26 protein-coding genes and 1 riboswitch are annotated in these 24572 nt (G+C 71.3%); of the genes, 17 read left to right on the top strand and 9 right to left on the bottom strand.

Annotated features, from left to right (window positions below; genetic code table 11):
• The first annotated feature begins 143 nt into the window (after positions 1–143).
• From ACH4OW_RS14390 to ACH4OW_RS14365, 6 genes are all read left to right on the top strand, one after another.
• On the top strand, positions 144–707 hold the full coding sequence (locus ACH4OW_RS14390; protein WP_360125594.1) for an FABP family protein: 564 nt from the start codon (positions 144–146) through the stop codon (positions 705–707).
• Positions 703–843, top strand: a riboswitch (cobalamin riboswitch). It overlaps the preceding gene by 5 nt.
• Positions 844–942: 99 nt before the next feature.
• The gene (locus ACH4OW_RS14385) at positions 943–2040 is read left to right on the top strand and encodes a FecCD family ABC transporter permease (protein ID WP_398027716.1); all 1098 of its coding nucleotides are present in this window, start codon (positions 943–945) and stop codon (positions 2038–2040) included.
• Positions 2040–2834, top strand: coding sequence for an ABC transporter ATP-binding protein (locus ACH4OW_RS14380; protein WP_360125592.1), 795 nt, complete (start codon positions 2040–2042; stop codon positions 2832–2834). The genes ACH4OW_RS14385 and ACH4OW_RS14380 overlap by 1 nt, the downstream gene beginning before the upstream one ends.
• 8 nt (positions 2835–2842) lie before the next feature.
• A complete protein-coding gene (locus tag ACH4OW_RS14375) occupies positions 2843–3889 on the top strand; it encodes an ABC transporter substrate-binding protein (RefSeq protein ID WP_398027714.1) in 1047 nt (348 codons plus the stop codon).
• A 21-nt stretch (positions 3890–3910) separates the two neighbouring features.
• On the top strand, positions 3911–4426 hold the full coding sequence (locus ACH4OW_RS14370) for a Fur family transcriptional regulator (protein WP_398027712.1): 516 nt from the start codon (positions 3911–3913) through the stop codon (positions 4424–4426).
• 19 nt (positions 4427–4445) lie between these two features.
• Complete coding sequence (locus ACH4OW_RS14365) at positions 4446–5426, top strand: YgfZ/GcvT domain-containing protein (RefSeq protein ID WP_398027710.1); 981 nt, start codon at positions 4446–4448, stop codon at positions 5424–5426.
• Positions 5427–5442: 16 nt separating this feature from the next.
• On the opposite strand, the gene dtd is transcribed toward ACH4OW_RS14365, so the two are convergent.
• Positions 5443–5868: a D-aminoacyl-tRNA deacylase gene (dtd, locus tag ACH4OW_RS14360; protein ID WP_398027708.1), complete on the bottom strand. Its 426-nt coding sequence runs from the start codon at positions 5866–5868 to the stop codon at positions 5443–5445.
• Between the two features lie 183 nt (positions 5869–6051).
• On the opposite strand from dtd, the gene ACH4OW_RS14355 reads away from it, so the two are divergent.
• The 5 genes from ACH4OW_RS14355 (at position 6052) to ACH4OW_RS14335 (ending at position 10386) form a co-directional block, all read left to right on the top strand.
• Positions 6052–6720, top strand: a complete 669-nt coding sequence (locus ACH4OW_RS14355) for an ABC transporter substrate-binding protein (RefSeq protein ID WP_398027706.1) — start codon at positions 6052–6054, stop codon at positions 6718–6720.
• Between the two features lie 56 nt (positions 6721–6776).
• A complete protein-coding gene (locus tag ACH4OW_RS14350; protein ID WP_398027704.1) occupies positions 6777–7757 on the top strand; it encodes an asparaginase in 981 nt (326 codons plus the stop codon).
• Positions 7758–7831: 74 nt separating this feature from the next.
• Entirely contained in the window at positions 7832–9073 is a 1242-nt protein-coding gene (locus ACH4OW_RS14345) for a GNAT family N-acetyltransferase (RefSeq protein ID WP_398027702.1), read from the top strand.
• A 118-nt stretch (positions 9074–9191) separates the two neighbouring features.
• Positions 9192–9623 carry an ankyrin repeat domain-containing protein gene (locus ACH4OW_RS14340; RefSeq protein ID WP_360125576.1) on the top strand — a complete coding sequence of 144 codons (432 nt, stop codon included), beginning with the start codon at positions 9192–9194 and terminating at the stop codon, positions 9621–9623.
• 196 nt (positions 9624–9819) lie between these two features.
• Positions 9820–10386, top strand: a complete 567-nt coding sequence (locus ACH4OW_RS14335; RefSeq protein ID WP_360125574.1) for an NAD(P)H-dependent oxidoreductase — start codon at positions 9820–9822, stop codon at positions 10384–10386.
• 71 nt (positions 10387–10457) lie between these two features.
• Here ACH4OW_RS14335 and ACH4OW_RS14330 read toward each other — a convergent pair whose 3' ends face one another.
• A complete protein-coding gene (locus ACH4OW_RS14330; protein ID WP_398027699.1) occupies positions 10458–11348 on the bottom strand; it encodes an NAD(P)-dependent oxidoreductase in 891 nt (296 codons plus the stop codon).
• A 193-nt stretch (positions 11349–11541) separates the two neighbouring features.
• On the opposite strand from ACH4OW_RS14330, the gene ACH4OW_RS14325 reads away from it, so the two are divergent.
• Positions 11542–11901 carry a winged helix-turn-helix transcriptional regulator gene (locus tag ACH4OW_RS14325; RefSeq protein ID WP_398027697.1) on the top strand — a complete coding sequence of 120 codons (360 nt, stop codon included), beginning with the start codon at positions 11542–11544 and terminating at the stop codon, positions 11899–11901.
• 140 nt (positions 11902–12041) lie between these two features.
• On the opposite strand, the gene ACH4OW_RS14320 is transcribed toward ACH4OW_RS14325, so the two are convergent.
• Positions 12042–13427 (bottom strand): carotenoid oxygenase family protein, encoded by a 1386-nt coding sequence (locus ACH4OW_RS14320; protein ID WP_398027695.1) that lies wholly within the window; start codon positions 13425–13427, stop codon positions 12042–12044.
• Positions 13428–13783: 356 nt separating this feature from the next.
• On the opposite strand from ACH4OW_RS14320, the gene ACH4OW_RS14315 reads away from it, so the two are divergent.
• Complete coding sequence (locus ACH4OW_RS14315) at positions 13784–14701, top strand: putative protein N(5)-glutamine methyltransferase (RefSeq protein ID WP_398027693.1); 918 nt, start codon at positions 13784–13786, stop codon at positions 14699–14701.
• Positions 14702–14751: 50 nt separating this feature from the next.
• Here the strand turns inward: ACH4OW_RS14315 and ACH4OW_RS14310 are convergent, their stop codons facing one another.
• Both ACH4OW_RS14310 and eno read right to left on the bottom strand, forming a co-directional pair.
• Complete coding sequence (locus ACH4OW_RS14310) at positions 14752–15351, bottom strand: AAA family ATPase (protein ID WP_398028204.1); 600 nt, start codon at positions 15349–15351, stop codon at positions 14752–14754.
• 114 nt (positions 15352–15465) lie between these two features.
• Positions 15466–16743 (bottom strand): phosphopyruvate hydratase, encoded by a 1278-nt coding sequence (eno, locus tag ACH4OW_RS14305; RefSeq protein ID WP_398027691.1) that lies wholly within the window; start codon positions 16741–16743, stop codon positions 15466–15468.
• 209 nt (positions 16744–16952) lie between these two features.
• Between eno and ACH4OW_RS14300 the strand changes: the two genes are divergently transcribed.
• The 4 genes from ACH4OW_RS14300 (at position 16953) to ACH4OW_RS14285 (ending at position 20698) form a co-directional block, all read left to right on the top strand.
• Positions 16953–17375, top strand: a complete 423-nt coding sequence (locus ACH4OW_RS14300; protein ID WP_360125561.1) for a MarR family transcriptional regulator — start codon at positions 16953–16955, stop codon at positions 17373–17375.
• Positions 17376–17641: 266 nt separating this feature from the next.
• Positions 17642–18751, top strand: coding sequence for a hypothetical protein (locus tag ACH4OW_RS14295; RefSeq protein WP_398027689.1), 1110 nt, complete (start codon positions 17642–17644; stop codon positions 18749–18751).
• Positions 18752–18764: 13 nt separating this feature from the next.
• Entirely contained in the window at positions 18765–19622 is an 858-nt protein-coding gene (locus ACH4OW_RS14290) for an RCC1 domain-containing protein (RefSeq protein ID WP_398027687.1), read from the top strand.
• A 143-nt stretch (positions 19623–19765) separates the two neighbouring features.
• Entirely contained in the window at positions 19766–20698 is a 933-nt protein-coding gene (locus tag ACH4OW_RS14285) for an NADP-dependent oxidoreductase (RefSeq protein WP_398027685.1), read from the top strand.
• Between the two features lie 170 nt (positions 20699–20868).
• On the opposite strand, the gene ACH4OW_RS14280 is transcribed toward ACH4OW_RS14285, so the two are convergent.
• The 4 genes from ACH4OW_RS14280 to ACH4OW_RS14265 are packed head-to-tail and all read right to left on the bottom strand — an operon-like array spanning position 20869 to position 24337.
• Positions 20869–21843, bottom strand: a complete 975-nt coding sequence (locus ACH4OW_RS14280) for a hypothetical protein (protein ID WP_398027683.1) — start codon at positions 21841–21843, stop codon at positions 20869–20871.
• 3 nt (positions 21844–21846) lie between these two features.
• Positions 21847–22899, bottom strand: a complete 1053-nt coding sequence (locus tag ACH4OW_RS14275) for an ATP-binding protein (protein ID WP_398027681.1) — start codon at positions 22897–22899, stop codon at positions 21847–21849.
• Positions 22896–23327, bottom strand: a complete 432-nt coding sequence (locus ACH4OW_RS14270) for a hypothetical protein (RefSeq protein WP_398027679.1) — start codon at positions 23325–23327, stop codon at positions 22896–22898. Before ACH4OW_RS14270 ends, ACH4OW_RS14275 begins: the two co-directional genes overlap by 4 nt.
• A 26-nt stretch (positions 23328–23353) precedes the next feature.
• Positions 23354–24337, bottom strand: coding sequence for a hypothetical protein (locus ACH4OW_RS14265; RefSeq protein WP_398027677.1), 984 nt, complete (start codon positions 24335–24337; stop codon positions 23354–23356).
• Positions 24338–24572 lie beyond the last annotated feature (235 nt).

Below are 24572 nucleotides of genomic sequence, written 5' to 3'. Positions count from 1 at the left end.
GTCGTCGCTTTCGCCGGGCTGACCTGGAAGAAGCTGTACCAGGGCCAGCGCTAGAGACCCGCCCGCCCGTCACCACCACCGCCCTTCATACGAGCGCTTCGCGCGCCCCTGCCTTTTCCCCCTAATACAGATCGCCTGAGCTCATGATCGAGATCCCGTCCGACCTGAACCCGGCCCTCGTGCCCCTCGCCTTCCTGCTCGGCAACTGGGAGGGCGCGGGCGTCGCGGACTTCCCCGGTACCGAGAAGTGCAACTTCGGCCAGGAGGTCACCTTCACGCACGACGGCCGCGACTTCCTCGAATACACCTCGCACAGCTGGGTGCTGGACGGCGAGGGCAAGAAGGTCGCGCCGCTGGAGACCGAGGCCGGCTACTGGCGCATCGACAAGGACCGCAAGGTCGAGGTCGTGATGATCCGCGACGGTGGCGTCGCGGAGGTCTGGTACGGCGAGCTGGCCGACCAGAAGCCGCAGATCGACCTGGCCACCGACGCCGTCGCGCGCACCGCCGCCTCGGGCCCGTACAGCGGCGGCAAGCGCCTGTACGGGTACGTGAACAGCGACCTGATGTGGGTCGGCGAGAAGACCACCCCCGAGGTGCCGCTGCGCCCGTACATGTCCGCGCACCTCAAGAAGGTCGTCGACCCCAGTGAGTGGGCCAAGGACCTCAAGGACCTGCCGGACGACGGCATCGCCTTCTTCAAGTAACAGCCGTCTTCTCCATAACGACAGACGCAGAGCGCCCCGCGGGGAAAGTCCGGTGAGAGTCCGGCGCTGACCCGCAACGGTGAGCGGAACCCTGTTTCCGCCAGCCCGATCGCCCGCGGGGGCGCCCGTTCCGACAACTCGCCGTGGACTGCGAGGGGACGCCGCCGCCGGCCTCGCGCCTCGGACCACGGCCCCTTCCCGTACGGACACGGCCCGAGCCGAAGGCGCTGGTCCCTTGGCCGCCCCCGCCCGTACCGCCGCACCCCCGGCCCCCGCGACGGCGCCGCGCCGCGCAGCGCCGCTGCGTACCGGCCCGCTGGTCGCCGGGCTCACCGCCGCCCTGCTCGGCTCGCTGCTGTGCGGCGTCGGCCTCGGCGCCTCCGGCGTCGGCTGGGGCGACGTGCTGCGCTACCTCGGCGCCGGCCTGAGCGGCGGCACCATCTCCGCCGGCGAGGTCTCCGCCTACACCATCGTCTGGGAGCTGCGCTTCCCCCGCGCCGTGCTGGCCGCCGTCGTGGGCGCCGGGCTCTCCGCGATCGGCGTCGCCGTCCAGGCGCTGGTCCGCAACGCGCTCGCCGACCCCTTCGTGCTCGGCGTCTCCTCCGGCGCCGCGGTCGGCGCCAACGCCGTCCTGCTCTTCGGTTCACTGGCCGCGCTCGGCGTCTGGGCGCTGTCCACCGCCGCCTTCGGCTCGGCGCTGCTGGCGATGGCGCTGGTGTACCTGGCGGCCCGCAGCGCGCACGGGCTGACGCCGCTGCGGCTGGTCCTGACCGGCTCCGCGATGTACTACGGCTTCTCCGCCCTCGCCACCCTGATGGTGTTCGCCGCCGACCGCGGCGAGGCCGCGCGGTCCGCGATGATGTGGCTGCTCGGCAGCCTCAGCGGAGCGGGCTGGGGCTCGGTGCCGATCGCCGCGGCCGCGGTGGCCGCCGCGCTGGTGTACCTGATGGCCTCGGCGGGCCGCCTGAACGCGCTGGCCATGGGCGACGAGTCGGCCGCCGCGCTCGGCGTGGACCCGGGGCGGCTGCGCCGGGAACTGTTCGTGGTGACGGCGGGTGTCACCGGCGCGGTGGTCGCGGTCAGCGGGGCGATCGGGTTCGTCGGGCTGATGGTGCCGCACGTGACGCGGATGCTGGTGGGCGCCGGGCACCGGCGGGTGCTGGCCGTGGCGCCGCTGCTGGGCGCGGTGCTGCTGGTGTGGGTGGACATCCTGAGCCGGGTGCTGCTGGCGCCCGTGGAACTGCCCGTCGGGGTGCTCACCGCCGTCATCGGCGTGCCCTGCTTCGTCCTGCTGATGCGGCGCCGCGGCTACTCCTTCGGAGGCGGTGCGTGATGCGGATCGACATCGACGCGGTGTCCGTGGACGTGGCCGGCGCCCGGCTCGTGCACGACATCACCCTGCACGCCGGCAGCGGCCGGGTCGTCGGGCTGGTCGGGCCCAACGGCAGCGGCAAGTCCACCCTGCTGCGCTGCGCCTACCGGGCGCTGCGCCCGGCCGCCGGCGCCGTGCGGCTGGACGGCGCCGACCTGCACGCCATGGGCGTACGCGAGGGGGCGCGGCACCTGGCCGCGCTGCCGCAGGAGTCGGCGACCGAGTTCGGCTTCACGGCCGCCGAGGTCGTCGCGATGGGGCGGCTGCCGCACCAGCGCGGCTCGGGGCGGCCGAGCGCCGCCGACCTCCGGGTGTGCGAGGCGGCCCTCGCGCGGTCCGGCGCCGCCCACCTGGCCGAACGCTCGTTCCTGAGCCTGTCCGGCGGCGAGAAGCAGCGGGTGCTGATCGCCCGCGCGCTGGCCCAGGACCCGAAGGTGCTGGTGCTGGACGAGCCGACCAACCACCTGGACATCGCGCAGCAGTTGGAGCTGCTGGCGCTGGTGCGGGACAGCGGGCTGACGGTGCTGACCGCGCTGCACGACCTGAACCTGGCCGCCGGGCACTGCGACGAGCTGTACGTCATCTCCGGCGGCCGCATCGTCGCCTCCGGCGCGCCGCACGACGTGCTGGGCACCGAGCTGCTGGCCGAGGTGTTCGGGGTGCGCGCGCACCGCGTGCCGCACCCCGAGACCGGCGCCGTACAGCTGCTGTTCGACCGCCTGCCCGCCCGTACCGACCCGCCGGCCACCCTGTGAGGACCCCCATGCGCACCCGCCACCGCTCCGCCGCCCTGCTCACCGCCCTCGCGCTCGCCGCGCTCACCGGCTGCGGCGCGCAGGTCGCCGAGGACGGCAAGGACGGCTCGGCCAAGGCGTCGGGCGCCGGGTCAGGGCACTACCCGGTCACGGTCGAGAACTGCGGTACGAAGACGACGTACGACAAGGCGCCGCGGCGCGTGGTCACCAACGACATCGGCATCGCCGACATCATGTTCGCGCTCGGCCTGGAGGACCACATGGCCGGGTACGTCACGCCGGAGTACCGGGGCGACATCGACGCCGTGGCCTGGAAGGACGCGTACGCCAAGGTGCCGTGGCTGTCCAAGAAGGCGATCACGAAGGAGATCGCCCTGGACGCCAGGGCCGACCTGGTCTTCGCGGGCTGGAACTACGGCTTCGGCGAGGACAGCGGCGTCACGCCCGCTTCCCTCAAGAAGCTCGGCATCGGCAGCTACGTGCTCACCGAGTCCTGCCGCAACGGGACCGACGGCGGCCGGGACCGCGCCCGCGGCGTGATGCCGCCGCTGGACGCGCTCTACACCGACCTGCGGACCCTCGGGAAGATCTTCGACGTCGAGGACCGGGCCGAGGCGCTGGTCACCAAGTACCGCAAGCAGGTCGCCGACGCGCAGGCCAAGGCGCCGAAGGAGGGCGAACGGCCCTCCGTCTTCCTCTACGACGGCGGCCAGGACAAGCCGCTGACCTCGGGCCGCTTCGCCGGGCCGCACGACATCATCACCAAGGCCGGCGGCGACCACGTCATGAAGGACCTCAAGGACTCCTGGGTCACGGTCGGGTGGGAGTCGGTGGTCGAGCGCAACCCCGACGTGATCGTGATCAACGACTACGGCACGCCGACCGCCGAGCAGAAGAAGTCGTTCCTCAAGTCGTACGCGCCATTGAAGAACGTCTCGGCGATCAAAAACGACCGCATCTACGTCATGGATTACGCCGATCTGGTGGAGAGCCCGCGCAATCCCGCGGCCGTCACCGCGCTCTCCGGCTACCTGCGCGGCGTACGCACCGGCTGACCGCCCTCCTACACTGGGAGCGTGGTGACCACCGACTGGCAGAGTGACCTCCGCAAGCGCGGCTACCGGCTGACCCCGCAGCGCCAGCTCGTCCTGGAGGCCGTGGACAAGCTGGAGCACGCCACCCCCGACGACATCCTCACCGAGGTGCGCAGGACGGCGGGCGGCGTGAACATCTCCACGGTCTACCGGACCCTGGAACTGCTGGAGGAACTGAAACTGGTCAGCCACGCCCACCTCGGGCACGGTGCCCCCACGTACCACCTCGCCGACCGGCACCACCACATCCACCTGGTGTGCCGGGACTGCACGGAAGTGATCGAGGCCGACCTGTCGATCGCCGAACCGTTCACGACGACGCTCAGGGAAACGTTCGGCTTCGACACGGACCTCAAGCACTTCGCGATCTTCGGGCGCTGCGCGGCGTGCGGCGAGAAGGACACCGCGCCGGCGCCGGACGGCGGGTCGGACACGGACGGCGGGTCGGGCACGGACGGCGGCCCGGACGCGGAGGGCGGGTCGGTGCCCGCTTCCTAGCCGGTCGTACGCTTGGGGTATGCCGCGCCAACGTGAAGCCAGTCCGCTGCTGTCGCTGCCCGGTGCCGTTCCGGCCGAGGCCCCCGACGAAGGTGTCGCCGCCCACTACGGCGACCTGTTCCGCGAGCAACGCGCCCTCGCGGACGGCCGCGGCCTGGTCGACCTCTCGCACCGCGGCGTGGTCACCGTCAGCGGCCCCGAGCGGCTCAGCTGGCTGCACCTGCTGCTGACTCAGCACGTCAGCGACCTCGCGCCGGGACACGCCACCGAGGCCCTGATCCTCTCCGCCAACGGCCACATCGAGCACGCCCTCTACCTCGTCGACGACGGGGAGACGACCTGGCTGCACACCGAGCCGGGCACCGAGGAGGCGCTGATCGCCTACCTGGAGAGCATGAAGTTCTTCTACCGGGTCGAGGTCGCCGACCGTACGGACGACTACGCGGTCGTCCACCTGCCGGCCGGCTCCATCGCCGAGGCCCCGAAGGACGCGGTCGTACGGGAGACCCCGCACGGCCGGGACCTGTTCCTGCCCCGCGGCGAACTGGAAACCTTCGCGGCGGCCAACGGGCCGGCGGCCGGCACCCTGGCCCTGGAGGCGCTGCGCGTCGAGGCGCACCGGCCGCGGCTGGGCATGGAGACCGACCACCGCACCATCCCCCACGAGCTGGGCTGGCTCGGCACCGCCGTGCACCTCCAGAAGGGCTGCTACCGCGGCCAGGAGACCGTGGCCCGCGTCCACAACCTGGGGAAGCCGCCGCGCCGCCTGGTCTTCCTGCACCTGGACGGCAGCGAGGTGCACCTGCCGCCGCACGGCGCCCCCGTACGCCTCGCCGCCGACGGCGCGGAAGGCCGCCAGCTCGGCTTCGTGACCACCTCGGCCCGCCACCACGAACTCGGCCCCATCGCCCTGGCCCTCGTCAAGCGCAACGTGCCCGTCGACGCGGAGCTGCTGGCGGAGACCACGGCGGCGGCCCAGGAGGTCGTGGTCGAGCCGTAGGGCCTGTTTGGGGGGCTCAGACCTCCAGGAGCACCGTGAACGGGCCGTCGTTCGTCAGGGACACCTTCATGTCCGCGCCGAAGCGGCCCGTCTGCACCTCGGCACCCAGCTCGCGGAGCCGGTCGACGACCTCGTCGACGAGGGGTTCGGCCACCGGCCCGGGCGCCGCCGCGTTCCAGGTGGGCCTGCGGCCCTTGCGGGCGTCACCGTAGAGAGTGAACTGACTGATCACCAGCAGCCCCGCTCCGGTGTCCGAGCAGGACTTCTCGCCGTCCAGGATGCGCACCGACCACAGCTTCCTGGCGAGCTGCGCCGCCTTCGCCTGGGTGTCGTCGTGCGTGACCCCGACCAGCACGCACAGCCCCTCACCGACGATCTCACCGACCGTCTCGCCGTCCACCTCGACGCGTGCGCCGTCGACCCTCTGCACCACAGCTCGCATACAGGCCATGATGCACGGCGCGCCCGGGACCCTGACAGCCGTACCTCGCCGGGGCCGTTCGGGTGCCATGGCCATGGCTGGCCCTGCGGGCGGCACGCGCAGAGTGGCACGATGCGTGCACGCGGTGCGTTTCACGGACAACCTGCCCGTGCGACCGCACCGGACGAGGGGACGGAACGACTCATGAGCACTGCCGGTTCCGGGCAGACACCCGGTCCCGTACCGACCGCCCGTACGGCGCCGACGGCGGCCCGTACGACCACGCAGGCCCAGGCGCACCCCGGGCCCGCCCGCACGGAGGACGGCCCCATGTTCCAGGCCGGCACGGCACCGCACCGGGCCCCGCTGCAACGCGACCGCTTCCGCCCCGGCCCGCCGCCCGACCTGCACCGGCTGAGCCTGCCCGACCTGCGCGTACTGCGCCGCTCCGCGCATCAGGAGGAAGCCGACCTGAGCTATGTGCGGCGCCTGCTCCAGGGCCGGATCGACATCCTGCGTGCCGAGAGCAGCCGCCGTACGGCCCCGCACTCCCCGCTGCTGGACCGCCTCCCGGAGATCCTGACGGACGGGCCGTCGCGGCACCGCTCCTCGGCCCGCCATGTGACGCTCGGCATGCCGCACGGCGAGGAGTACCGCCAGCTGGCGGAGCAGATGCTCGGCGAGGTGGAGCTGTCCGACCTCACCGCCCGTACGGACGAGGAGCTGCACGACGCGATGGGGCGGCTGGTCCGGTACGAGCAGCAGGTGTCCAGGGCGCGCCAGTCCCTCCAGCGGACGGCCGACGATTGCAGTGCCGAGATCGCCCGCAGGTACCGTGAAGGCGAAGCACAAGTAGACGACCTGCTCTCCTGACCCACCGGCCGCACGGCTCCGGGGAGGGGCGCGGGTCACTCCCCGGAAGGCCGCCGATGAGCTCCACCACCCTTACCGACGGGTCCGCCCCCGCCGGTACCGCCCCCGTCCTCGCCGAGGTCGTACGTTCGGGGTTCGTCGAGGGCCGGCACCGCGGCTCGCTGGTGGTGCTGGCGGCGGACGGCAGCGTGCAGACCGCGCTGGGCGATGTGACCTCCCCGGTCTTCCCGCGCTCCGCCAACAAGCCGATGCAGGCCGCCGCCATTCTGCGGGCCGGCCTCGACCTGTCGGGCGAGCGGCTGGCGCTGGCCGCGGCCAGCCACTCCGGCGAAAGCTTTCACCTCGACCTGGTGCAGAAGATGCTCAGCGAGCACCACCTCTCCGCCGAGCTGGTGCGCACCCCGCCGGACCTGCCGCTGGACCCGGCCGAGGCGGAGACGTACCTGGCCTCCGGGCGGGTGCGCGACCGGCTGACGATGAACTGCTCCGGCAAGCACACCGCGATGCTCGCCGCCTGCGCCGCCAACGGCTGGCCGCTGGACTCCTACCTCCACCCTGACCACCCGCTCCAGCAGCTGGCCCTGGAAGAGGTGCGCTCCGCGAGCGGCGAGCGCGTCGAGCACATCGGCACGGACGGCTGCGGAGCGCCGCTGATGGCGATCTCCCTGACCGGCCTGGCCCGCTCCTTCCGGCACTTCGTGCTGGCCGGCGAGGGCACGCCGGAGCGGCGCGTGGCCGACGCGATGCGCGCGTACCCGGAGTACGTGGCCGGCACCCGCCGCCCGGACACCTGGCTGATGCAGGCGCTGCCCGGCGTGCTGTCGAAGATGGGCGCCGAGGCGGTGCAGGCGGTGGCGCTGCCGGACGGGCGGGCGCTGGCGTTCAAGGTGGAGGACGGCGCGACCCGCACGCTCGGCCCGATACTCGGGCGGGCGCTGCGCCGGATGGGCGTCGAGTCGCCGGTGCTGGCGCGCATCGAGGAGGCGCCGCTGCTGGGCGGGGCGGAGCGCGTGGGAGCGATACGCGCGGCGTTCTGAGACGCCGGGCCCCGGGCCCCCGTCCACCCGAAATTGCCGCGACGGCGGTATTGGGCCGTGGCTACCGTACGCGCATGGACATCGACGTGCGTACGGTCGGCGACGACGACCTGTCCGAGTGGATGCGGGCCCTGGGGGTGGGCTTCCTGCAGCCGCCCCAGATCTCCGAGGAGAGGGTCGAGTACCGCCGCGCCCGCTACGACCCGGCCCGCACGCAGGGTGCGTACGACGACGGCCGCTGTGTCGCCACGTTCCGCAGCTTCGCGCAGGAGCTGACCGTCGTCGGCGGGGCGCCGGTGCCCGCCGACGCCGTCTCGAACGTGACGGTCTCCCCCACCCACCGGCGGCGCGGCCTGCTCAGCCGGATGATGGCGAACGACCTGCGGGCCGCCAAGGAGCGCGGGGACGCCCTCGCCACGCTGATCGCCGCGGAGTTCCCGATCTACGGGCGGTACGGCTTCGGCCCGGCCACCTGGGCCACCGAGTGGCACATCGACGTCGCGCGCGCCGGACTGGACCCGCGCCACGCGGGCCCGGACTGCGGCGGCCGGATCGACTTCGCCGACGCCGCCGAGATCCACGAGGCAGGACCCGCCCTCCACGACCGGTTCCGGGCCCGGCAGCCCGGCGCGATCGACCTCTCCCACGACTGGTGGCGCGAGCTGACCGGCGCCGTCCCGCGCCCGTACAACCCCGCCAAGGACCGCTTTCACGCCCTCTACCGCAACGCGTCCGGCGAGGTCGAGGGCCTGGTCTCGTACCGGGCGGACGACACGTGGGAGCGCAAGCTGCCGCAGAACACGGTCACCGTCGACCGCCTGACCGCGCTCACTCCGGCCGCCGAACGGGCTCTGTGGCGGTTCCTGTGCTCGATCGACTGGGTCATGCACATCAAGACCGGCTTCCGCGGCCCCGACGACCTCCTGCCGTACCACCTCGGCGACCCGCGCGCGGCGCGGATCGAACAGCACGCCGACTACCTGTGGATACGGCCGCTGGACGTTCCCCGCCTGCTGGAGGCCCGTACCTACCCCACCGAAGGCTCCCTCGTCCTGGACATCCGGGACAAGACGGGCCTGGCCGACGGCCGCTTCCTCCTGCAAGCCACCCCGACGGGCGCCACCTGCACCCGCACGAACCAAGCCGCCGAACTCACCCTCGACGTGGCCGACTTCGCGGCGCTCTACCTGGGCGACGAGTCCGCGGTACGACTGCGCGCCCTGGGCCGCGTCACCGAAGAACGCCCAGGCGCCCTGACGACCTCCGACCTCCTGCTGCACACCGCCCGCCGTCCCTGGTGCCCCGACGTCTTCTGACCGGCACCGCGCGCCGGGGGCCCGCCGGTGGTGTGCTGCATAAGGTGGCGGGGACAGCAAAGGTCCAGGCGGGCGTTGCAGGACACCGCCCCACCAGCAGAGCAGGAGGCCGGCGACCATGAGTGACGCGAACCCCGAGACGCAGGGTCCCGAGACGACCGAGCACGCGCACGACCCCGAGGTGCTGCAACTCGCGGCCAAGGTCTTCGACCTGGCCCGGCACGGCGACACGGACACGCTCGCCGCGTACGTCGACGCCGGCGTGCCCGCCAACCTCACCAACGACAAGGGCGACTCCCTGGTGATGCTGGCCGCCTACCACGGCCACGCCGCCGCCGTCTCGGCCCTGCTGGCGCGCGGCGCCGACGCGGACCGGGCGAACGACCGGGGCCAGACGCCCCTGGCCGGCGCCGTCTTCAAGGGCGAGGACGAGGTGGTACGGGTCCTGACGGCGCACGGCGCCGACCCGGCCGCCGGCACCCCGTCGGCGATCGACACGGCCCGGATGTTCCAGAAGACGGATCTCCTCACGCTCTTCGGGGCCCAGTGACGCGCTGAGACCGGGCTCGCGGCGGGTCCGGTGAACGCGGTGCGGGCCGTCCGGGAGGGCGGCCCGCACCCGTACCGGAGCGGCGGGCCGGGGTGAGCCCAGGGCCACGCATTGACATGAACTTTGGTTGAGGTTTTAGCGTCTCGTCCTGAAGCCGACCACCGGCTCCGCCCCACCGCCTTCAGGAGGCCCCGCCATGTCCGAGCGCCCCTTCACCCTCGCCGTCATCGTCGGCAGCACCCGCGAGGGCCGGTTCGCGCCCGTCGTCACGAACTGGTTCACCGAGCACGCGGGCCGGCGCGACGACCTCGTCGTCGACGTCATCGACCTCGACGAGATCCGACCCTACGAACTGCGGTACGGCAGCGAGGAGATGGCCTCCTACGCCAAGCGCGTCGGCGCGGCGGACGCCTTCGTCGTCATCACCCCCGAGTACAACCACTCCTTCCCCGCCCCCCTCAAGCACGCCGTGGACCTGCTGCGCGAGCAGTGGCAGGCCAAGCCGGTCGGCTTCGTGTCGTACGGCGGGGTCTCCGGCGGCCTGCGCGCCGTCGAGCAACTGCGGCTGGTGTTCGCCGAGTTGCACGCCACCACGGTGCGCGAAACAGTCAGCTTCGCGATGGCCGGCGGGCTCTTCGACGGCGAAGGACGGCTGCGCGAGCCCGCGGACGCCGACCGGGCCGCGACCGTACTGCTGGACCAGCTGGCCTGGTGGGCCCAGGCGTTGCGCGAGGCGCGCGAGGCCCGCCCGTACGCGGGCTGACGCCCGCCCCGCGCGAGCACGGTCCCGTACGGGGGTCGGGCCCGTGCTCCGCGCGGCGGGCGGCCCGGCACCTACCGGGCGGGCACCGGGCCGCCGAGCAGCTCGGTCACGCCGGGGAAGTCCTCCGCGCCGTGCCCCTCGGCCACCCGCCGCCGCACCAGCGCCCGCAGCGGCGCCAGCAGTTCGGCGCTGATGCCCTGGTCCTCGTACGCCTGGAAGATGTTGTCGAGCCCCACCGCCTGCATACCGAGGTTGGAGACCACGCCGTGCGCGTAGTCGCCGCTCTCGATCTGCTCCGCGTAGTGCGGCACTGCCGCCGCCATCGCGCCCAGCCACGGCACCAGCTTCTCCGTAGCGAAGCCCACCGGCCCGAACCCCGCCGAGCGGACCAGGGCCAGCGCCTCCACGACGCCCGCCAGCATCCCGTACATGCCGGTCAGCAGCGCCAGGTCCTGGAGGGCGGCCGCCCCAGGCTCCGCGCCGGCGTACTCGGGCCGGCCGAGCACCGCCAGCTCCTCCCGCCGCTCGTCGAACACCTCGCGCGGCCCGCTGTAGAGGACGAACGCGCCCGGCGTGCCGATGGCCGGCGGCACCGCCATGATCCCGCCGTCCAGGTAGCCGATCCCGTGCTCGTCCGCCCAGACAGCGGCCTTGCGGGCCTGCTCGGGCGTGCCGTTGGTGAGGTTGACGACCGTACGGCCGCCCAGCGCCCCGCCCACCGGCCCGAGCACGTCCGCCAGCACCCCGTAGTCCAGCAGGCAGACGACCACGAGCGGGCTCGCCGCCACCGCCTCGGCGACGCTGCGGGCCCGCACCGCCCCCGCCGCCACCAGGCCGTCCGCCTTGGCGGCCGTACGGTTCCACACCGTCACCCGACGGCCCGCCGCGAGAAACGCCCCGGCCAGCGCGGCGCCCATGTCGCCCAGCCCGATGACCGTCACCGGAGTGCGGTTGTCACCCATGATCACAAATCTCCTCCGGCCGCCACGACCGACGAACTCCTCTGCCCGTCCGCCGCGTTGGCCCGTCGAACCTGCCGAATCCCTCTGTGGCGCGCGCCCTCCCGATGTTTGCCGGTGGCATACGATCCCTCAAGTACCGACTATTTAGTCAGGTACCTACCTTTTGGTAAGCCGGACGAGGGGGACGCGGTTCATGAGCAGGCGCAACGGCCCGTACGACTGCGGCCTGGACGCCGCCGTGGACGTCATCGGCGGGAAGTGGAAGGTCCTGCTGCTGTGGGCGCTGGCCCAGGGGCCGCAGCGCTTCGGCGAGCTGAAGCGGTCGCTGCCGGACATCAGCGAGAAGGTGCTGATCCAGCAGCTGCGCGAGATGGAGACCGACCGCATCGTGCACCGCGAGGTCTACCACCAGGTCCCGCCCAAGGTGGAGTACTCCCTCACCGCGCTCGGCACCTCGCTCAACACCGCACTGGAGCCGCTCGGCGCCTGGGGCCTCGTACATATGCGGGAGATCGAGGAGACGTACGAAGCCCGCCACCCGCAGGCCGGCTGACCAGGCGGAACGGCCGCCCGCAGCCCCGCCTGCCCCGCTCGTCGTTCGCAGCCATGCCGTCCCCTTCCGTCGCACTCACCGCACCAATGCGACCGCATCGGAAAAGTCGCGGCAACCGGAATCCACGCCTCCGACTCCGCTCACTCCCGGTCGGGTATCCAGTTCCCGTGGAACCCGACCGGCACCCGGACCGGCAGGTGCACGCGCGCGACCGGCTCGCCCGTGAAGTCCTGGGCCGCGAGGATGACGAGGTCCGTGGCGCCGCGGTCCGGGTTGAACACGTACGCCATCAGCCAGCCCTCGTCCTCCTCGGCATCCGGCCCCGCCGGCACGAACACCGCCTCGCCGACACCGCCCTGCGGCGCGAACCGGCGCAGCTCGCTGCTCCCCCGCTCCAGGTCGTACTTGACCAGCCCCACCCCCGTCCGCTCGATCCCCGGAAGCCGCACGGCCCCCTCGTCCGCGCGGTCCGACTCCAGCACCGCGTAGCCGTACCGGTGCCGCAGCGTCAGCCGCCGCGGATCCACCCGCGGCAACTCCACGGGGCGGTCGTCCACCTGCTCGCGCCGCACCCGGCCCGCCCGCAGGTCGACGGTCCAGCGCTCCAGCACGGGCGGCGACCCGTCACGGCCCGTACGCCCCTTCGCGAACAGCCGCTCATAGCGCGCGAGATGAACGACGATCCGCCCCGCGTCGTCTTCCCTCTCATACGCGTTCATCGGGTGGAAGACGAAGCACGGCTCCACATCCAGCCACCGCACGTCCGCCGCGCCGCCCTCCCGCGGCAGCACCCCCAGCCGGGCCGGGCGGTGCGCGTCCCACACGTACGGGAACGACGGCCCGACGCCGACGGCACCCGGGTTGAAAACCACCGGCAGGTCGTACAGCAACACATGCCGTTCGGTCAGCGAGAAGTCGTGCATCATCGGCCGCCCGTCCACGGGTACGTTCACGCGCCGCCGTATCCGGCCGTCCGTCCCGGCAACCAGGTACTGCACGTACGGCCACGCCCAGCAGTACGCGACGCAGTGCAGCTCGTCGGTGTCCGGATCGATCGTGGTGTGCGCGGCCAGCCCGCCCGGCAGCGTGCCGGCGAAATCGAAAGGGCCCACCGTGTCCAGCTCGCCGTCCAGCTCGTACGGCAGCGCCCCGCCCTCGACCAGCGCCAGACAGCGCCCGGCGAAACGGGTGACGTGGGTGTTCGGCGCGAAATCCATGTCCAGATGACGCGGCCCGTGCAGGATCTTCTCGCCCAGCCGCAGCGCCATCGCGTCGGACCGCACCCAGCGGTTGCGGTACCACTCGGCCCGCCCGCCCCGCAGCCGCACACCGTGCAGCATCCCGTCACCGCTGAACCAGTGGTACGCCGCCGGGTCCTCCACGCCCAGCGGGTTCGGCCCGTTGCGCACGTAGCGCCCGTCCAACTCCTCCGGAATGCGGCCGGTCACTGCCATGTCGTACGCGGTGACCTCCTCCCGCACCGGAGCGAACAGTCCCCGCATGTACGGATTCACGGCACCCGCCATCGCCGCCCACCTTCCCGGCTGCCGCCCGCGGTGACCCCCCGGCCACCACCTCCCGCTGCGGCACCCCGCTTCCACCCTCCAGCCGGGACCCCGCCACGTCGAGACCCGGTGCCGCACGGGCGGACGTACGCGGGCTTCGTGCGCGCCCCTTCCGGCGTACCCGACCAGCCCTCCGGCACCTGCGGCCCGCACCCGCATTCGGGTAGGGTGACCAGCTCAAGCAGTGGACGACCAAGGAGGTGAGACCCATTACCGCTGTACCAGGCTGGGTGCTCTCACCCCACGGCTGCACGGTCCCTCAGAGGTAGGAAGACCGCGAGAGCGCCCTTCGGCACACCCCGAAAGGCCCCACCGCGATGTCACTCCCTTCTTCTCTTCCCTCCTCCGCCCCTTTCGCGCTTCCCGCGCCCGCCGTCTCCTCCCTCGTCGCCCGGCTCCGCGCCGCGGGTTGCGTCTTCGCGGAGGACGAGGCGGAACTGCTCCTCACCACGGCCCGCACACCGTCCGACCTCACCGCCATGGCGGACCGGCGCGTCGCCGGCCAGCCCCTCGAACACGTCCTGGGGTGGGCCGAGTTCTGCGGGCGGCGGGTGGCCGTGGACCCCGGCGTCTTCGTACCCCGCCGCCGCACCGAATTCCTCGTCCACCAGGCCGCCGCGCTCGCCCGCGCCGTACCCCGCAGGCGCCCGGTCGTCGTCGACCTGTGCTGCGGCACGGGCGCCGTGGGCGCGGCACTGGCAGCGGCACTCGCACCGGAACCGGGCGACCCGGCCACCTGCGAACCCGACTCCCCACAGGCCGGCCACGGCATCGAACTCCACGCGGCCGACATCGAACCCGCCGCCGTGCGCTGCGCCCGCCGCAACATCCCGCCCGCCACCGGCCAGGTCTACGAGGGCGACCTCTACGCTCCGCTCCCGACCGCCCTGCGCGGCCGCGTCGACATCCTCGTCGTCAACGCCCCCTACGTACCGACCGACGCGATCGGCCTGCTGCCCTCGGAAGCCCGCGACCACGAACCGCGCGTGGCGCTCGACGGCGGCACGGACGGCCTCGACGTGCAGCGCCGGGTCGCGGCCGACGCGTACCAGTGGCTCGCCCCCGGCGGCCACCTCCTCATCGAAACCAGCGAACGCCAGGCCCCGCAGACCCTCGCCGCCTTCCGCCACCACGGCCTCGCCCCCCGCCTCGCCACGGACGACGACCTCTGCGCGACGGTCGCCATAGGCACCAGGCCGAACGCGGCCGGCCCCGCCGGGCGCCGGCCGTGTTGACCTTGTGCACCTCCACCCTCGGCACCGGCGAAATCGTGATCGCCGGCACGCTACGGCGCGATGGCGAACCGACCGGCACGCAGCCCGGCGGCAATTTCGTCCGCGGTCTGCTGCACCGACTGGAAACTCGAATTGATCACATGCCCTTCAAGCGCCCCGACCTCCCGGAATGCCCCGTACAGACCGGTAATCGGCTCGACTTCCTTCAATTCCCGCCCCTCGCGTTGCCGGGCCCGCGCGAGCACCACCTCCAGGCTCGGCCGCAGGATCACATACGACAGGCCAAGGCCACGCCTCTCGCAGGCAGCGCCGAACGCGTCGAGCATCCACGGCCCCAGGATGCCGTCGAGGATGACGTCGTAACCGCCGCCCGCATAGGCGCAGGCGGCATCGGTCATGACTTTTTGGACGACCTCGTTCTGGAGCGCGGCTTCCGGAAGGTAAGGCGGGTGGAAGCCGGAGCGGATCCAGACGTAAAAGGTGTCGGTGTGCATATGGACGGTCGGCCGTCCAGCCGCCGCGGCCAGCCTCCCGGCAACGGTGGACTTTCCTGACCCGGGAGGCCCGCCCAACAGCACGAGTCCGCCGGATGGTGCATCACTGACCGCATCTCGCTTCAGCAATTGAGAACTCCTCGACCGGCACGCGATACCGGAAAAGCGTAGCCAAAGGAGCCGAGATCAATCCAAGCGGCGGATAAAATAAATTCCGTCAACACCCACGCCGAGTGGCCTGCGCCGCCTCCGCCCCCACGGCCGAGGTCCCTACCGGCGCAGCGCCTCCGCGCCCGCGTACCGGGCGCTGGCCCCCAACTGCTCCTCGATGCGCATGAGCTGGTTGTACTTCGCGGTGCGGTCGGAGCGGGACAGCGATCCGGTCTTGATCTGCCCGCAGCCCGTGGCCACCGCCAGGTCCGCGATCGTCGTGTCCTCCGTCTCTCCCGAACGGTGCGACATGACGACGGTGTAGCCCGCCCGGTGTGCGGCGTCGACGGTGGCCAGGGCTTCCGTCAGGGTGCCGATCTGGTTGACCTTCACCAGGATCGAGTTGGCGACGCCGGAGCCTATACCCTCGCGCAGGATGGCCTCGTTCGTGCAGAACACGTCGTCGCCGGTGAGCTGGCAGCGCGCACCCACCCGCGCGGTCAGGTCCCGCCAGCCCGTCAGGTCGTCCTCGGCCATCGGGTCCTCGATCGACACGATGGGGTAGGCGTCGATCAGCTTGACCAGGTAGTCGGCGTTCTCGGCGGGCGTGCGCCGCACCCCCTCCCCCGTGTAGTCGTAGACGCCGTCGCGGAAGAACTCGGACGACGCCGGGTCCATGACCAGGCCGATGTCCGTGCCCGGCCGGTAACCCGCGCGCTCGACGGCGGCCACCACGAAGTCGAGAGCCTCCTCGGCCGTACGCAGCGCCGGCGCGAAGCCGCCCTCGTCGCCCACGCCCGTGGAGTGCCCGGCGGCGAGGAGGTCACGGCGCAGGGTGTGGAAGATCTCGGACCCCATCCGCACGGCCTCGGCGAAGGTCTCCGCGCCGATCGGGGCGATCATGAACTCCTGGAAGTCCAGGGGATTGTCGGCGTGCGCGCCCCCGTTGACGATGTTCATCATCGGTACGGGCAGCAGCCGGGCGCCGGCACCGCCGAGGTAGCGGTAGAGCGGCAGGCGGTGGGCGGCAGCCGCGGCCTTGGCTGCGGCCAGGGAGACCCCGAGGATCGCGTTGGCGCCGAGCCTGGACTTGGCGGCGGTGCCGTCCACGGCGACGAGGGCGGCGTCCAGGCCCGCCTGGTCCTCGGCCTCGCGGCCGGTGACGGCGGCCGCGAGTTCGGTGTTGACGTTGCGTACCGCCTGGTCGACGCCCTTGCCGTGCCAGCGGGCCGGATCACCGTCGCGCAGTTCGACGGCCTCGCGGGCACCGGTCGAAGCGCCGGAGGGAACCGCGGCCCGGCCGAGGGACCCGTCCGCCAGTTCCACGTCCACTTCGACGGTGGGGTTGCCCCTGCTGTCGAGGACGCTGCGGCCGGTGACGGAGGTGATGGCGGTCATGGGAGCCCTTCCCGTTGTCGCATACGTGCCGGGGCTCGACTGCGGCGACGGTGACGCGGGACCCGACACCGGAGACTCTACAGCAATGCTGTGCAGTTTAGCTGCACAGTTGTACTGCACAGCTATGCTGCGCAGCCTTGCCGCCCAGGCCCGCCGCACAGGCCCCCTGCTCACATCCCCCGCCCAGTCACCCCGCGTTAAAATTCGGTATGCCCCTTCCGGAATCCGCCGCCATCGCCGCCGAACTGCGCACCGCGATGGGAAAGCTCACGCGGCGCGTGAAGCTGGAGGACCAGATGCCGCACGGCCAGGTGGCCGTCCTCGGCGCGCTGGACCGCAGCGGCGCGATGACGACCAGCGAACTGGCGGCCGATCAGCGAGTGCGCCCGCAGTCCATGGCCCGAGCCGTCGGACTGCTCATGGAGCAGGGGCTGATCACACGCCGAGCGCACCCGACCGACGGCCGCAAGACCCTGGTCGAACTCTCCTCGGCGGGACAGGCACTGCTGGAGGAGGAACGGGGACGCAGGGCGGACTGGCTCGCGCGGGCAATCGAAGCGGAACTCACGGGCGAGGAGCGGGAATTGCTGGCGCGGGGGGTTGAACTGGTGGAGAGACTGGCGGCCCACTAGCCGGGCGGCCGGTGCCCTCGGACCAGTCGGACGCTATAGCTCCGCGCGTCCCAGCATGTCGGCGAGGGGAGTGCTCGTCCGTGCCGCTGCGATTCGGCGGACGCGCAGCTGGGCCCGTGCGCGGGGACGAAACCTGGGTGGCCCGGGTCGTGGCTGCGTGAGGCTCCGGCTTCGGGGATCGGGACGTACTGCGAGGCTGTCGGGAAATACGTTGGCTGCGCGGGGGCGGGCTGCGAAGATGCCTCTGGTTTTCAGACGGAGGATATTTGTTCGTTTTCGTTTGTGCGGGATGCGGCGCCGAATTGACCAACCCGCTGTCCCAGGTCGCACTCCCGGTCCACGCCCGTCAGAAGTACGGGAACGGGGCCCAGCTTCCGGTCCTCATGCAGCCGGGGACGTTTGCCGTGGACCCGGACCCCTGGGGAGGGCCGTGGCGGATGTGGGACGAGATCGATCCGGGCGAGGCGGCGGCACGCGGCATCTACGCGCCGGTCCACGCCCTTTCCGACAGCGCGCCTGGAGCGAGTGTCATCGCGCCCGGCGACAGCCGCGGAACCCGGCTGATTCCCGAGAAAAGCAGCGGTGCCTGCTGTGGCCTCGACGGAGCCGACGGGCCCAACATGACCTGCGAGGCGTGCGACCTCCCGGTGGCGACCAGGGTCGACGACTGCTCGCTCTGGCAGGCAGTGCGGCTCAGCCCGGACGCCGTGCACCGCGTCCCCGTAGCCGGTATCCACGCTCCGCCCCTCTCCTGGGCGGAGCTGGCAGAGCAGGGGGAGGTAACGCCTCCGTTCGAGCCGATTCCCACGTGGGGAGGGCAGTTGGGGACGGATCACTACTGGTCCTGGAGCCCGCGGTGGGAGGCGGCAGCCGGCCAGGCGCTCGCCCACCTGCTGGTCGCCTCCCAAGGGCAGCCGGTGAAGGTACCGGGCGGTCTGACCGCTGACGTCTTCCAACGCGCGCTCGACGTCCTGTTGCCCGCAGGCCCCCCGGAGCGGCGCGCCGTCCTGGCCGGGCCCGGACAGCCCTCCCCGGACGCGGGCGTCGACATCCTCCTCGTACCGGTCCATCCCCAGACGGGACAGGCATGGTCCCCCGCCGGCCCGGCTGCGTCGGCGTACCCGGTACCCCTGCCGTTGGGGGTGTGGCTGTGGCTGGTCTCTCCCCGGCCCCACCTGCCGGTTCCCGCGTCGGGCCGCTTGCCCCAAGACGTCCTGCGCGACGACCCGCTCCCGATACGCCCCAACCACCTGTTCCGGGCCGACCGGGGAACGTTCCAGCACACCTTGGTCCGGCTGCCGGCCGTGCGCAGCCCGTGGCTGCGCGCGATCCTCGACAACCTCACGCAAGGCACCACAGCCGACCTCTTCTTCTAGGACTGGAAACAGCATGAGGACTCTCGCCCATCCGTCGGCGCTGGCGGCCGGAAGGCGCCATTCGGTCGGGCGCCGCCGGGATGGAACGGTGCTCGCCGTGGGCCACACCGCAGCCGGTGAATGTCGCGTCGAGGAGTGGGCGAACGTCGTCGCGGTGGCGGCCGGCAACGTCCATACCGCGACGAACACGGGCAAGTCTCATACCGTGGGGCTCCGGTCGGACGGCACGGTGCTGGCAACGGGGTGGAATGGCGACGGGCAAGGTGACGTCGCCGGATGGCGTGGGGTCACGGCCGTGGCCGCGGGCTGGCGCCGCACGCTCGGGCTGCTCAAGAACGGCCGCGTACTGGCAGTTGGCCGGAGTGCGGAAGGGCAGTGCGACGTACAGTCCTGGCGCGAGGTGGTCGCCCTCTCGTGCGGTGACTGGCACTCGGTCGGCGTCCGGTCGGACGGTGGTGCACTGGCCGCGGGCAACAACCGGCGACGTCAGTGCGCCGTTGAAGGCTGGCGTGACCTCGTCTCCATTGCGGCCGGATACGTCCACACCGTCGGCCTCAGGGCCGACGGGCGGGCAGTGGCGACCGGAGACCGGACGACCGGGGCGTGCGAGGTCGACGCGTGGGAAGAAGTGGTGGCACTCGACGCGGGCAGCTATCACACCGTCGGGGTGACTGCGTCCGGACGGGTCCTTGCCACGGGAGCCAACAGCCACGGACAGTGCGAGGTCGGCGGTTGGCGCGGCATCATCGCCGTGACGGCCGGTTCAACGCACACCCTCGGCCTGCGCGCCGATGGCACAGTCGTGTCCGCGGGCAACAACGCCGACAGACAGTGCGCGGTGGACGCCTGGTCCGAAGTCGGGCTCGCCTAACCCTCCGCGCCGCACCAACTCCGCCTGGGAAACCTCTGTTCCCCATCGCCCCCTCGGTCCGCATGCGGATCGGGTACCTGCGGGTTCCTGCCGGAAACCTAGCCTGGATTCACTCCTCCCCACCTTTCGAAGCCAGGAGAGTCATGCGAGTTGTCACCCAGCAGGTGTTCGGCGGTCCCGAGGTGCTCACCATCGTGGACGCGCCCGAGCCCCGGCCCCTGCCGACCGAGGTTCTCGTCCGCGTCAAGGCGATCGGGCTGAACCCTCTGGAGGCGCGCCTGCGCGCCGGCGAGTTCCCGCTGATCGGCCGGCCCCCGTTCGTCCTCGGCTGGGACATCAGCGGCGTGGTCGAACAGACGCCGCAGACGTGGCGGTTCAGGCCCGGCGACGAGGTGTTCGGGATGCCGCTGTTCCCTCGGGCGGCGAACGCGTACGCCGAGGTCGTGTCGGCGCCGGCGTTGCACCTGGCACGCAAGCCGGCGGCGCTCTCGCACGTCGAGGCGGCGGCGCTGCCGGTCGTCGGGCTGACGGCGTGGCAGGGCCTCGTCGACCTCGCCGGGGTGTCCGAGGGCGACCGGGTCCTGGTCCACGGCGGTGGTGGCGGGGTCGGCCACGTCGCGATCCAGATAGCGAAGGCGCTCGGTGCGTACGTGATCACGACGGCCGGCGGGAGCAAGCGGGCGTTCGTCGAGGGGTTCGGCGCCGACGAGGTGATCGACTACACGGCGGTCGACTTCGCCGAGGCGGTGCGCGACGTCGACGTCGTGCTCGACACGATCGGCGGCGACACCGTCGAGCGGTCGCTCGGCGTACTCCGCCCCGGCGGCCACCTGGTGACGGCGGTCGCCGAGGACGATCCGGCGCTCATCGCCCGGTACGAGGCGGCCGGCCTGCGCTTCAGCGGCATCGCGGTCGACCCCGATCCGGTCGCCCTGCGAGGTCTCGTCGAACTCGTCGAACAGGGCAGGCTCCGGGTCCACGTGCAGGAGACGTTCCCGTTCGAGCGCATCGCCGACGCGCACCGGCAACTCGACAGCGGCCACCTCCGGGGCAAGCTCGTTGTCCGCTCCCAGTAGATCTGAATGGATGAGGTGTCTCTGAGCTGCGTCTTTTCAGTTCTGCTGGGACGGTTACGATGCCGCGCGGCCCAGTGGATCTGAACGGTGGTGAGCCTGCTTGTGGGAACAGCTGGGGTGGTCCCGTTCGCTCTGTCGGACGGTGGGGCTGTGACCTGGAGTCTTCAAGTTTATTGGGACTCATCCTGTAGAGCGTCGTAGTCGTCCGGCGTCGTCACCAGCATCAGCGATCGTCCCAGGGAGTCGGTCCAGCGAAAGAAGGCGTCGTTGGAGAAGGCGTGGGATCGGAGCTTCTCGCGAAGCGTGGGGACGTTCAGCCGCTGCTCGGCCTCTGTGTAGACGGCGGTGATGCTGCGCCGGTGCCGGCTGAGGTTCGCCCATCGGCGAGGCGCACGTAGGGCCCGCCAAGCAAGATCGGCCACCATGCCCAGCAGCGCGACTAACTCTGGGTAGGTGGCGATGTACTCCCGCTCGTCGACGCGTCGCCTGATGATGTGCCCGTAGATGGCTTCCTTGGGAGGGATCTGGGCGAGGCGGTCATTCCAGCGCGAGAGCAGATGAGGCTGGTTCTTGTTCAGGAGCCAGGGGCGGACCAGGTGCTGCGCCTCCTTCGTCGCTGCTTCCAAGGTGTCGGGCAAACGGCGAGCGATCCGTCGGTGTCGGTGCTCAGCGGTAACGAGCTCTGGGAGGTGGCCGACGCGGTAGTGGCGGTTACCGTCTAGCCAGATGCCGTGTCGGTGGTAGAGCTGGAGATCTGCGGGGCGATGGGCGAGAACGGGCCTGATGATCCCGCGGCGATGCATCCAGTGTGAGCAGGCGACGTAGAGACGCCGACGGTAGCGGACTACGTCACCTGCGGTGCGCGCCTCAACCCGGGCGATCGCCGGTAGCAGCATCCGGAGGGTCTCGGGCGTAAGCCCCGTCAGGATGGCCAGCCGTGGCAGAACCATCGGAGTCCAGCGCCACAGTGTGTCCGTCCGCTTGCCGACCTGCGCGTTTTTGAACGGTGTCAGAGATTTCGCCAGTTGGCTCGCCGTCACTTGGTCGGCGGCGGCGAGGCGGTGCAGATACCAGCCGAAGACTTCTCCGTGGACCGGTGGCAGAGGAAGTGGCAGGAGCCGGACCGGGGCTTCACAGGGCTCCATCGCTCAGGCCGCCTTCGGTTTGCCGGCGCCCTTGGCGCGGCGGTGATCAGGTTGAGGCTGTTGGACGGCGTGATCGAGCTCGATCGCGTCGAGCATGCGCTTGGTGATCTTTTCTGCGCCGGTGTCGATGGCGCCGACTGCGGCTTCTCGGATGAGCTGGGAGAGGCTGCCGATCAGTCCGCCGGTGCGACCGTGGAGGTAATCGGTCATAGCGACCAAGGTGCCGGGACGATGTGCGCGCAGCCGCAGGGAGTCTTCCATGGTCACAACCAGGGCCTGCCAGTGCTTGTTGTCCGCGCGGTACTTGTGGCTGAAGGGCCGGGAGGGGGTGACCGTGTAGCGGCCGGCGATCTGCTGCCCGCGGGTGCCCTGGAACAGGCTGCTGGTTTCGACGTCGAGGCCCGCGAGCACGAAGGTGGCAGCGATCCGTTCCGAGAGGTACTTCAGCTGGTCGGACGCCTCGGCTCCGTTGCGGGTCGTCAGGTCGAGGCTGTGGATCTCGTCGACCAGCACGAGCGTGGTGCCGAGCTTGCCGAGTAGGTCACAGACGGCGTTGGTGATCTGGACCTGGCTCATGCGGTGTTCCAGCGGGATGCCGAGGAACCGGGCGAACTCGCCTGCGAGCATCTTCGGGGTGGCCGCCGGGGGAACAGTGACGAAGACGACCGGCAGTCCGCCGACAGCAGCGGGGTTGCGGCGCCTGGTGGTCTGTTCGACGTTCTTGCCCAGCTGGGTGATCGCTGCTGTCTTGCCGATTCCGGCCGATCCGGACACGATCAGGCCGCGCCGAGCGGAGACCTGGTGCCGGTTGGGCACGATGCGTTTGCGGCCGGTAGCGACGACGCTGCGGATTGTGGGGGTGTTCACGATGACGGACCGTGTGTGGTAATCGATTCGCACTTCCCTGTAGGACTCCAGCTCACCCTTGTCCGGGACAGTGCCGGACGGGAGGGACGGCGGGGGCTCCGGGTTCTCGTCGACGAAAGCCCGCCATCCTTCCTTCGTGGTCAGCGACGCCTGCGGATTGGCGATGTCCTGTGGCGGGGCCTGGCTCACAGGCGGCTCCCGTCAGTGAAAGCGTCGAAGATGCCGAAGGGGATGACGTTCGACGGCTGCTCCAGGACGGTGGTCTCGTCCTCGGAGTCGTCCGGAGCTGAAGCCTGCGGCAGAGCAGGGACGGACCGGGCGGGCTCCAGGGCGGCGCGGGTACGGGCCGCGATACGGCGGTCCGGCCCGCTTTCAGCCCGGGTCTGCAACTGCTCCACTGCGGCGGCCACGGAGGCCTGGTCGGTGTCGTCCCGCCCTCGCACCGCGAGCACGTCCCGGGCCCGGCGCCATGTGAAGTCCGCGAACGGCGCAGAGACCAGGTGCCGGTGTGTCCACGGAACAGTGATCCACTCTCCGGTGCGCGCGTCGCGTACCCAGACCCGGGACAGGTCGTAGGGGTCGTAGTGGACTTCCCAGAGCCCGCCTTTGTCGGTCACTCCCGAGGAGCGGCGCCGTAGCGGGCTCAGTCGGGGCAGTTGTAGGTGCGGTGGTCGATGCGGATGCCGTAGTCGTTGACCGAACGCCAAAGTGCCGGCAGCAGCTCCAAGTAGTCAAGGCCGCTCAGCGGCATCGGCAGGTAGCCGGTGCGGGACACCAGCAGGGCATATGCGTCGTTGGGAGACATGGGCTGGCCCGGTAGGAACGGGCTGCGCAGTCCTTCATGTGACCGCTGCTGCCAGCAGGCCACGATCCACTCCTGCAGCAGGTCGTCGAGTTCCGCGAGTGTCCAGACGGCCTCGACCCCGGCGCCACGGCGGGTCGTGTTCGAACCGGTGTATCCAGGGATGTGCTGGCAGAACAGCGTGTTGATCGAGGAGAACGTCCGCTCGACGATGCCCTTGTCGGTCGGTGTTGCCGGGCGGGACGGCTGGACGGAGATGCCCAGCGATCGGCAGGCGGTCAGGAAGGTGTCGGAGACGAACACTTTGCCGTGATCGATGCCGATCGTTTCCGGCACGATCACCGGTTTGGCGGCCGCCTGCTCCAGGCGGGCGTCGATGTTCAGCAGCCTTCGGTGCGAAAACAGCGTCGCCGACATCGCCAGCGCGTCCGACCAGCCGGGCCGTAGCGGCTCAGGGACCAACATCTTGGCCAGCAGAAGGGCGGCGTCCACGGCTTTGGTGCCTGCCGGTCGCAGTACCGCGGCGCAGATTGACCTCGTTGCCACGTCGACGGCGATCGTGAACTCCGGGCGTCCGCTCACCCTGTCTTCCAGGACCACCAGCACGTCCAGCGGTGTCGTGTCGATCTGCACCATCTCGCCGGTGCGGCAGGCTGAGGAAGGCGTGAACGCTCCTAGCGGGCGGCGAGCCGCTGATCTGCGGGATGTGGCCTCGCCGAAGGCGTGCGTGCCTTCACTCATCACCTCGACGAGCCGGTAGAACGCCGACTTCGACGGCATCGCCACTGCGCCCGGCCTGTGCCGTTCCGTCAGCAGCGCCTCCACCCGCCGGCGCAGCCGGCCGCGGGTGCCAGTGGACTCGTTCGTCGTCGTGGCCAGGATCTCCGTGATGGCGGAAACCCCCCGGTCATCGGCTCGTCCCGTCGGTGAGGAGAGACGAGTCGCACGGTGATCGACCAGGCCCCCTAGTGTCCTGAGTCGGGAATTCGATTCAGATATCTGGCGAGGCGTTCGAGGATCTCGTCGGCGGTCTTGGTCCAGGTGAAGGGCTTGGGCTCCT

This window comes from Streptomyces sp. NPDC017056 (assembly GCF_044332485.1).
In the GTDB taxonomy this organism is placed as follows: Bacteria; Actinomycetota; Actinomycetes; order Streptomycetales; family Streptomycetaceae; genus Streptomyces.
This window is presented reverse-complemented; position numbering and strand designations above follow the sequence as displayed.

Bases quoted from the DNA above. Each gene is read 5' to 3' on its own strand.
- ACH4OW_RS14375 (WP_398027714.1), top strand. From the start codon at position 2,843: ATGCGCACCCGCCACCGCTCCGCCGCCCTGCTCACCGCCCTCGCGCTC.
- ACH4OW_RS14340 (WP_360125576.1), top strand. From the start codon at position 9,192: ATGAGTGACGCGAACCCCGAGACGCAGGGTCCCGAGACGACCGAGCAC.
- ACH4OW_RS14345 (WP_398027702.1), top strand. From the start codon at position 7,832: ATGGACATCGACGTGCGTACGGTCGGCGACGACGACCTGTCCGAGTGG.
- ACH4OW_RS14380 (WP_360125592.1), top strand. From the start codon at position 2,040: ATGCGGATCGACATCGACGCGGTGTCCGTGGACGTGGCCGGCGCCCGG.
- ACH4OW_RS14355 (WP_398027706.1), top strand. From the start codon at position 6,052: ATGAGCACTGCCGGTTCCGGGCAGACACCCGGTCCCGTACCGACCGCC.
- ACH4OW_RS14390 (WP_360125594.1), top strand. From the start codon at position 144: ATGATCGAGATCCCGTCCGACCTGAACCCGGCCCTCGTGCCCCTCGCC.
- ACH4OW_RS14320 (WP_398027695.1), bottom strand. From the start codon at position 13,427: ATGGCGGGTGCCGTGAATCCGTACATGCGGGGACTGTTCGCTCCGGTG.
- ACH4OW_RS14285 (WP_398027685.1), top strand. From the start codon at position 19,766: ATGCGAGTTGTCACCCAGCAGGTGTTCGGCGGTCCCGAGGTGCTCACC.
- dtd (WP_398027708.1), bottom strand. From the start codon at position 5,868: ATGCGAGCTGTGGTGCAGAGGGTCGACGGCGCACGCGTCGAGGTGGAC.
- eno (WP_398027691.1), bottom strand. From the start codon at position 16,743: ATGACCGCCATCACCTCCGTCACCGGCCGCAGCGTCCTCGACAGCAGG.
- ACH4OW_RS14335 (WP_360125574.1), top strand. From the start codon at position 9,820: ATGTCCGAGCGCCCCTTCACCCTCGCCGTCATCGTCGGCAGCACCCGC.
- ACH4OW_RS14325 (WP_398027697.1), top strand. From the start codon at position 11,542: ATGAGCAGGCGCAACGGCCCGTACGACTGCGGCCTGGACGCCGCCGTG.
- ACH4OW_RS14300 (WP_360125561.1), top strand. From the start codon at position 16,953: ATGCCCCTTCCGGAATCCGCCGCCATCGCCGCCGAACTGCGCACCGCG.
- ACH4OW_RS14350 (WP_398027704.1), top strand. From the start codon at position 6,777: ATGAGCTCCACCACCCTTACCGACGGGTCCGCCCCCGCCGGTACCGCC.
- ACH4OW_RS14290 (WP_398027687.1), top strand. From the start codon at position 18,765: ATGAGGACTCTCGCCCATCCGTCGGCGCTGGCGGCCGGAAGGCGCCAT.
- ACH4OW_RS14365 (WP_398027710.1), top strand. From the start codon at position 4,446: ATGCCGCGCCAACGTGAAGCCAGTCCGCTGCTGTCGCTGCCCGGTGCC.
- ACH4OW_RS14315 (WP_398027693.1), top strand. From the start codon at position 13,784: ATGTCACTCCCTTCTTCTCTTCCCTCCTCCGCCCCTTTCGCGCTTCCC.
- ACH4OW_RS14280 (WP_398027683.1), bottom strand. From the start codon at position 21,843: ATGGAGCCCTGTGAAGCCCCGGTCCGGCTCCTGCCACTTCCTCTGCCA.
- ACH4OW_RS14330 (WP_398027699.1), bottom strand. From the start codon at position 11,348: ATGGGTGACAACCGCACTCCGGTGACGGTCATCGGGCTGGGCGACATG.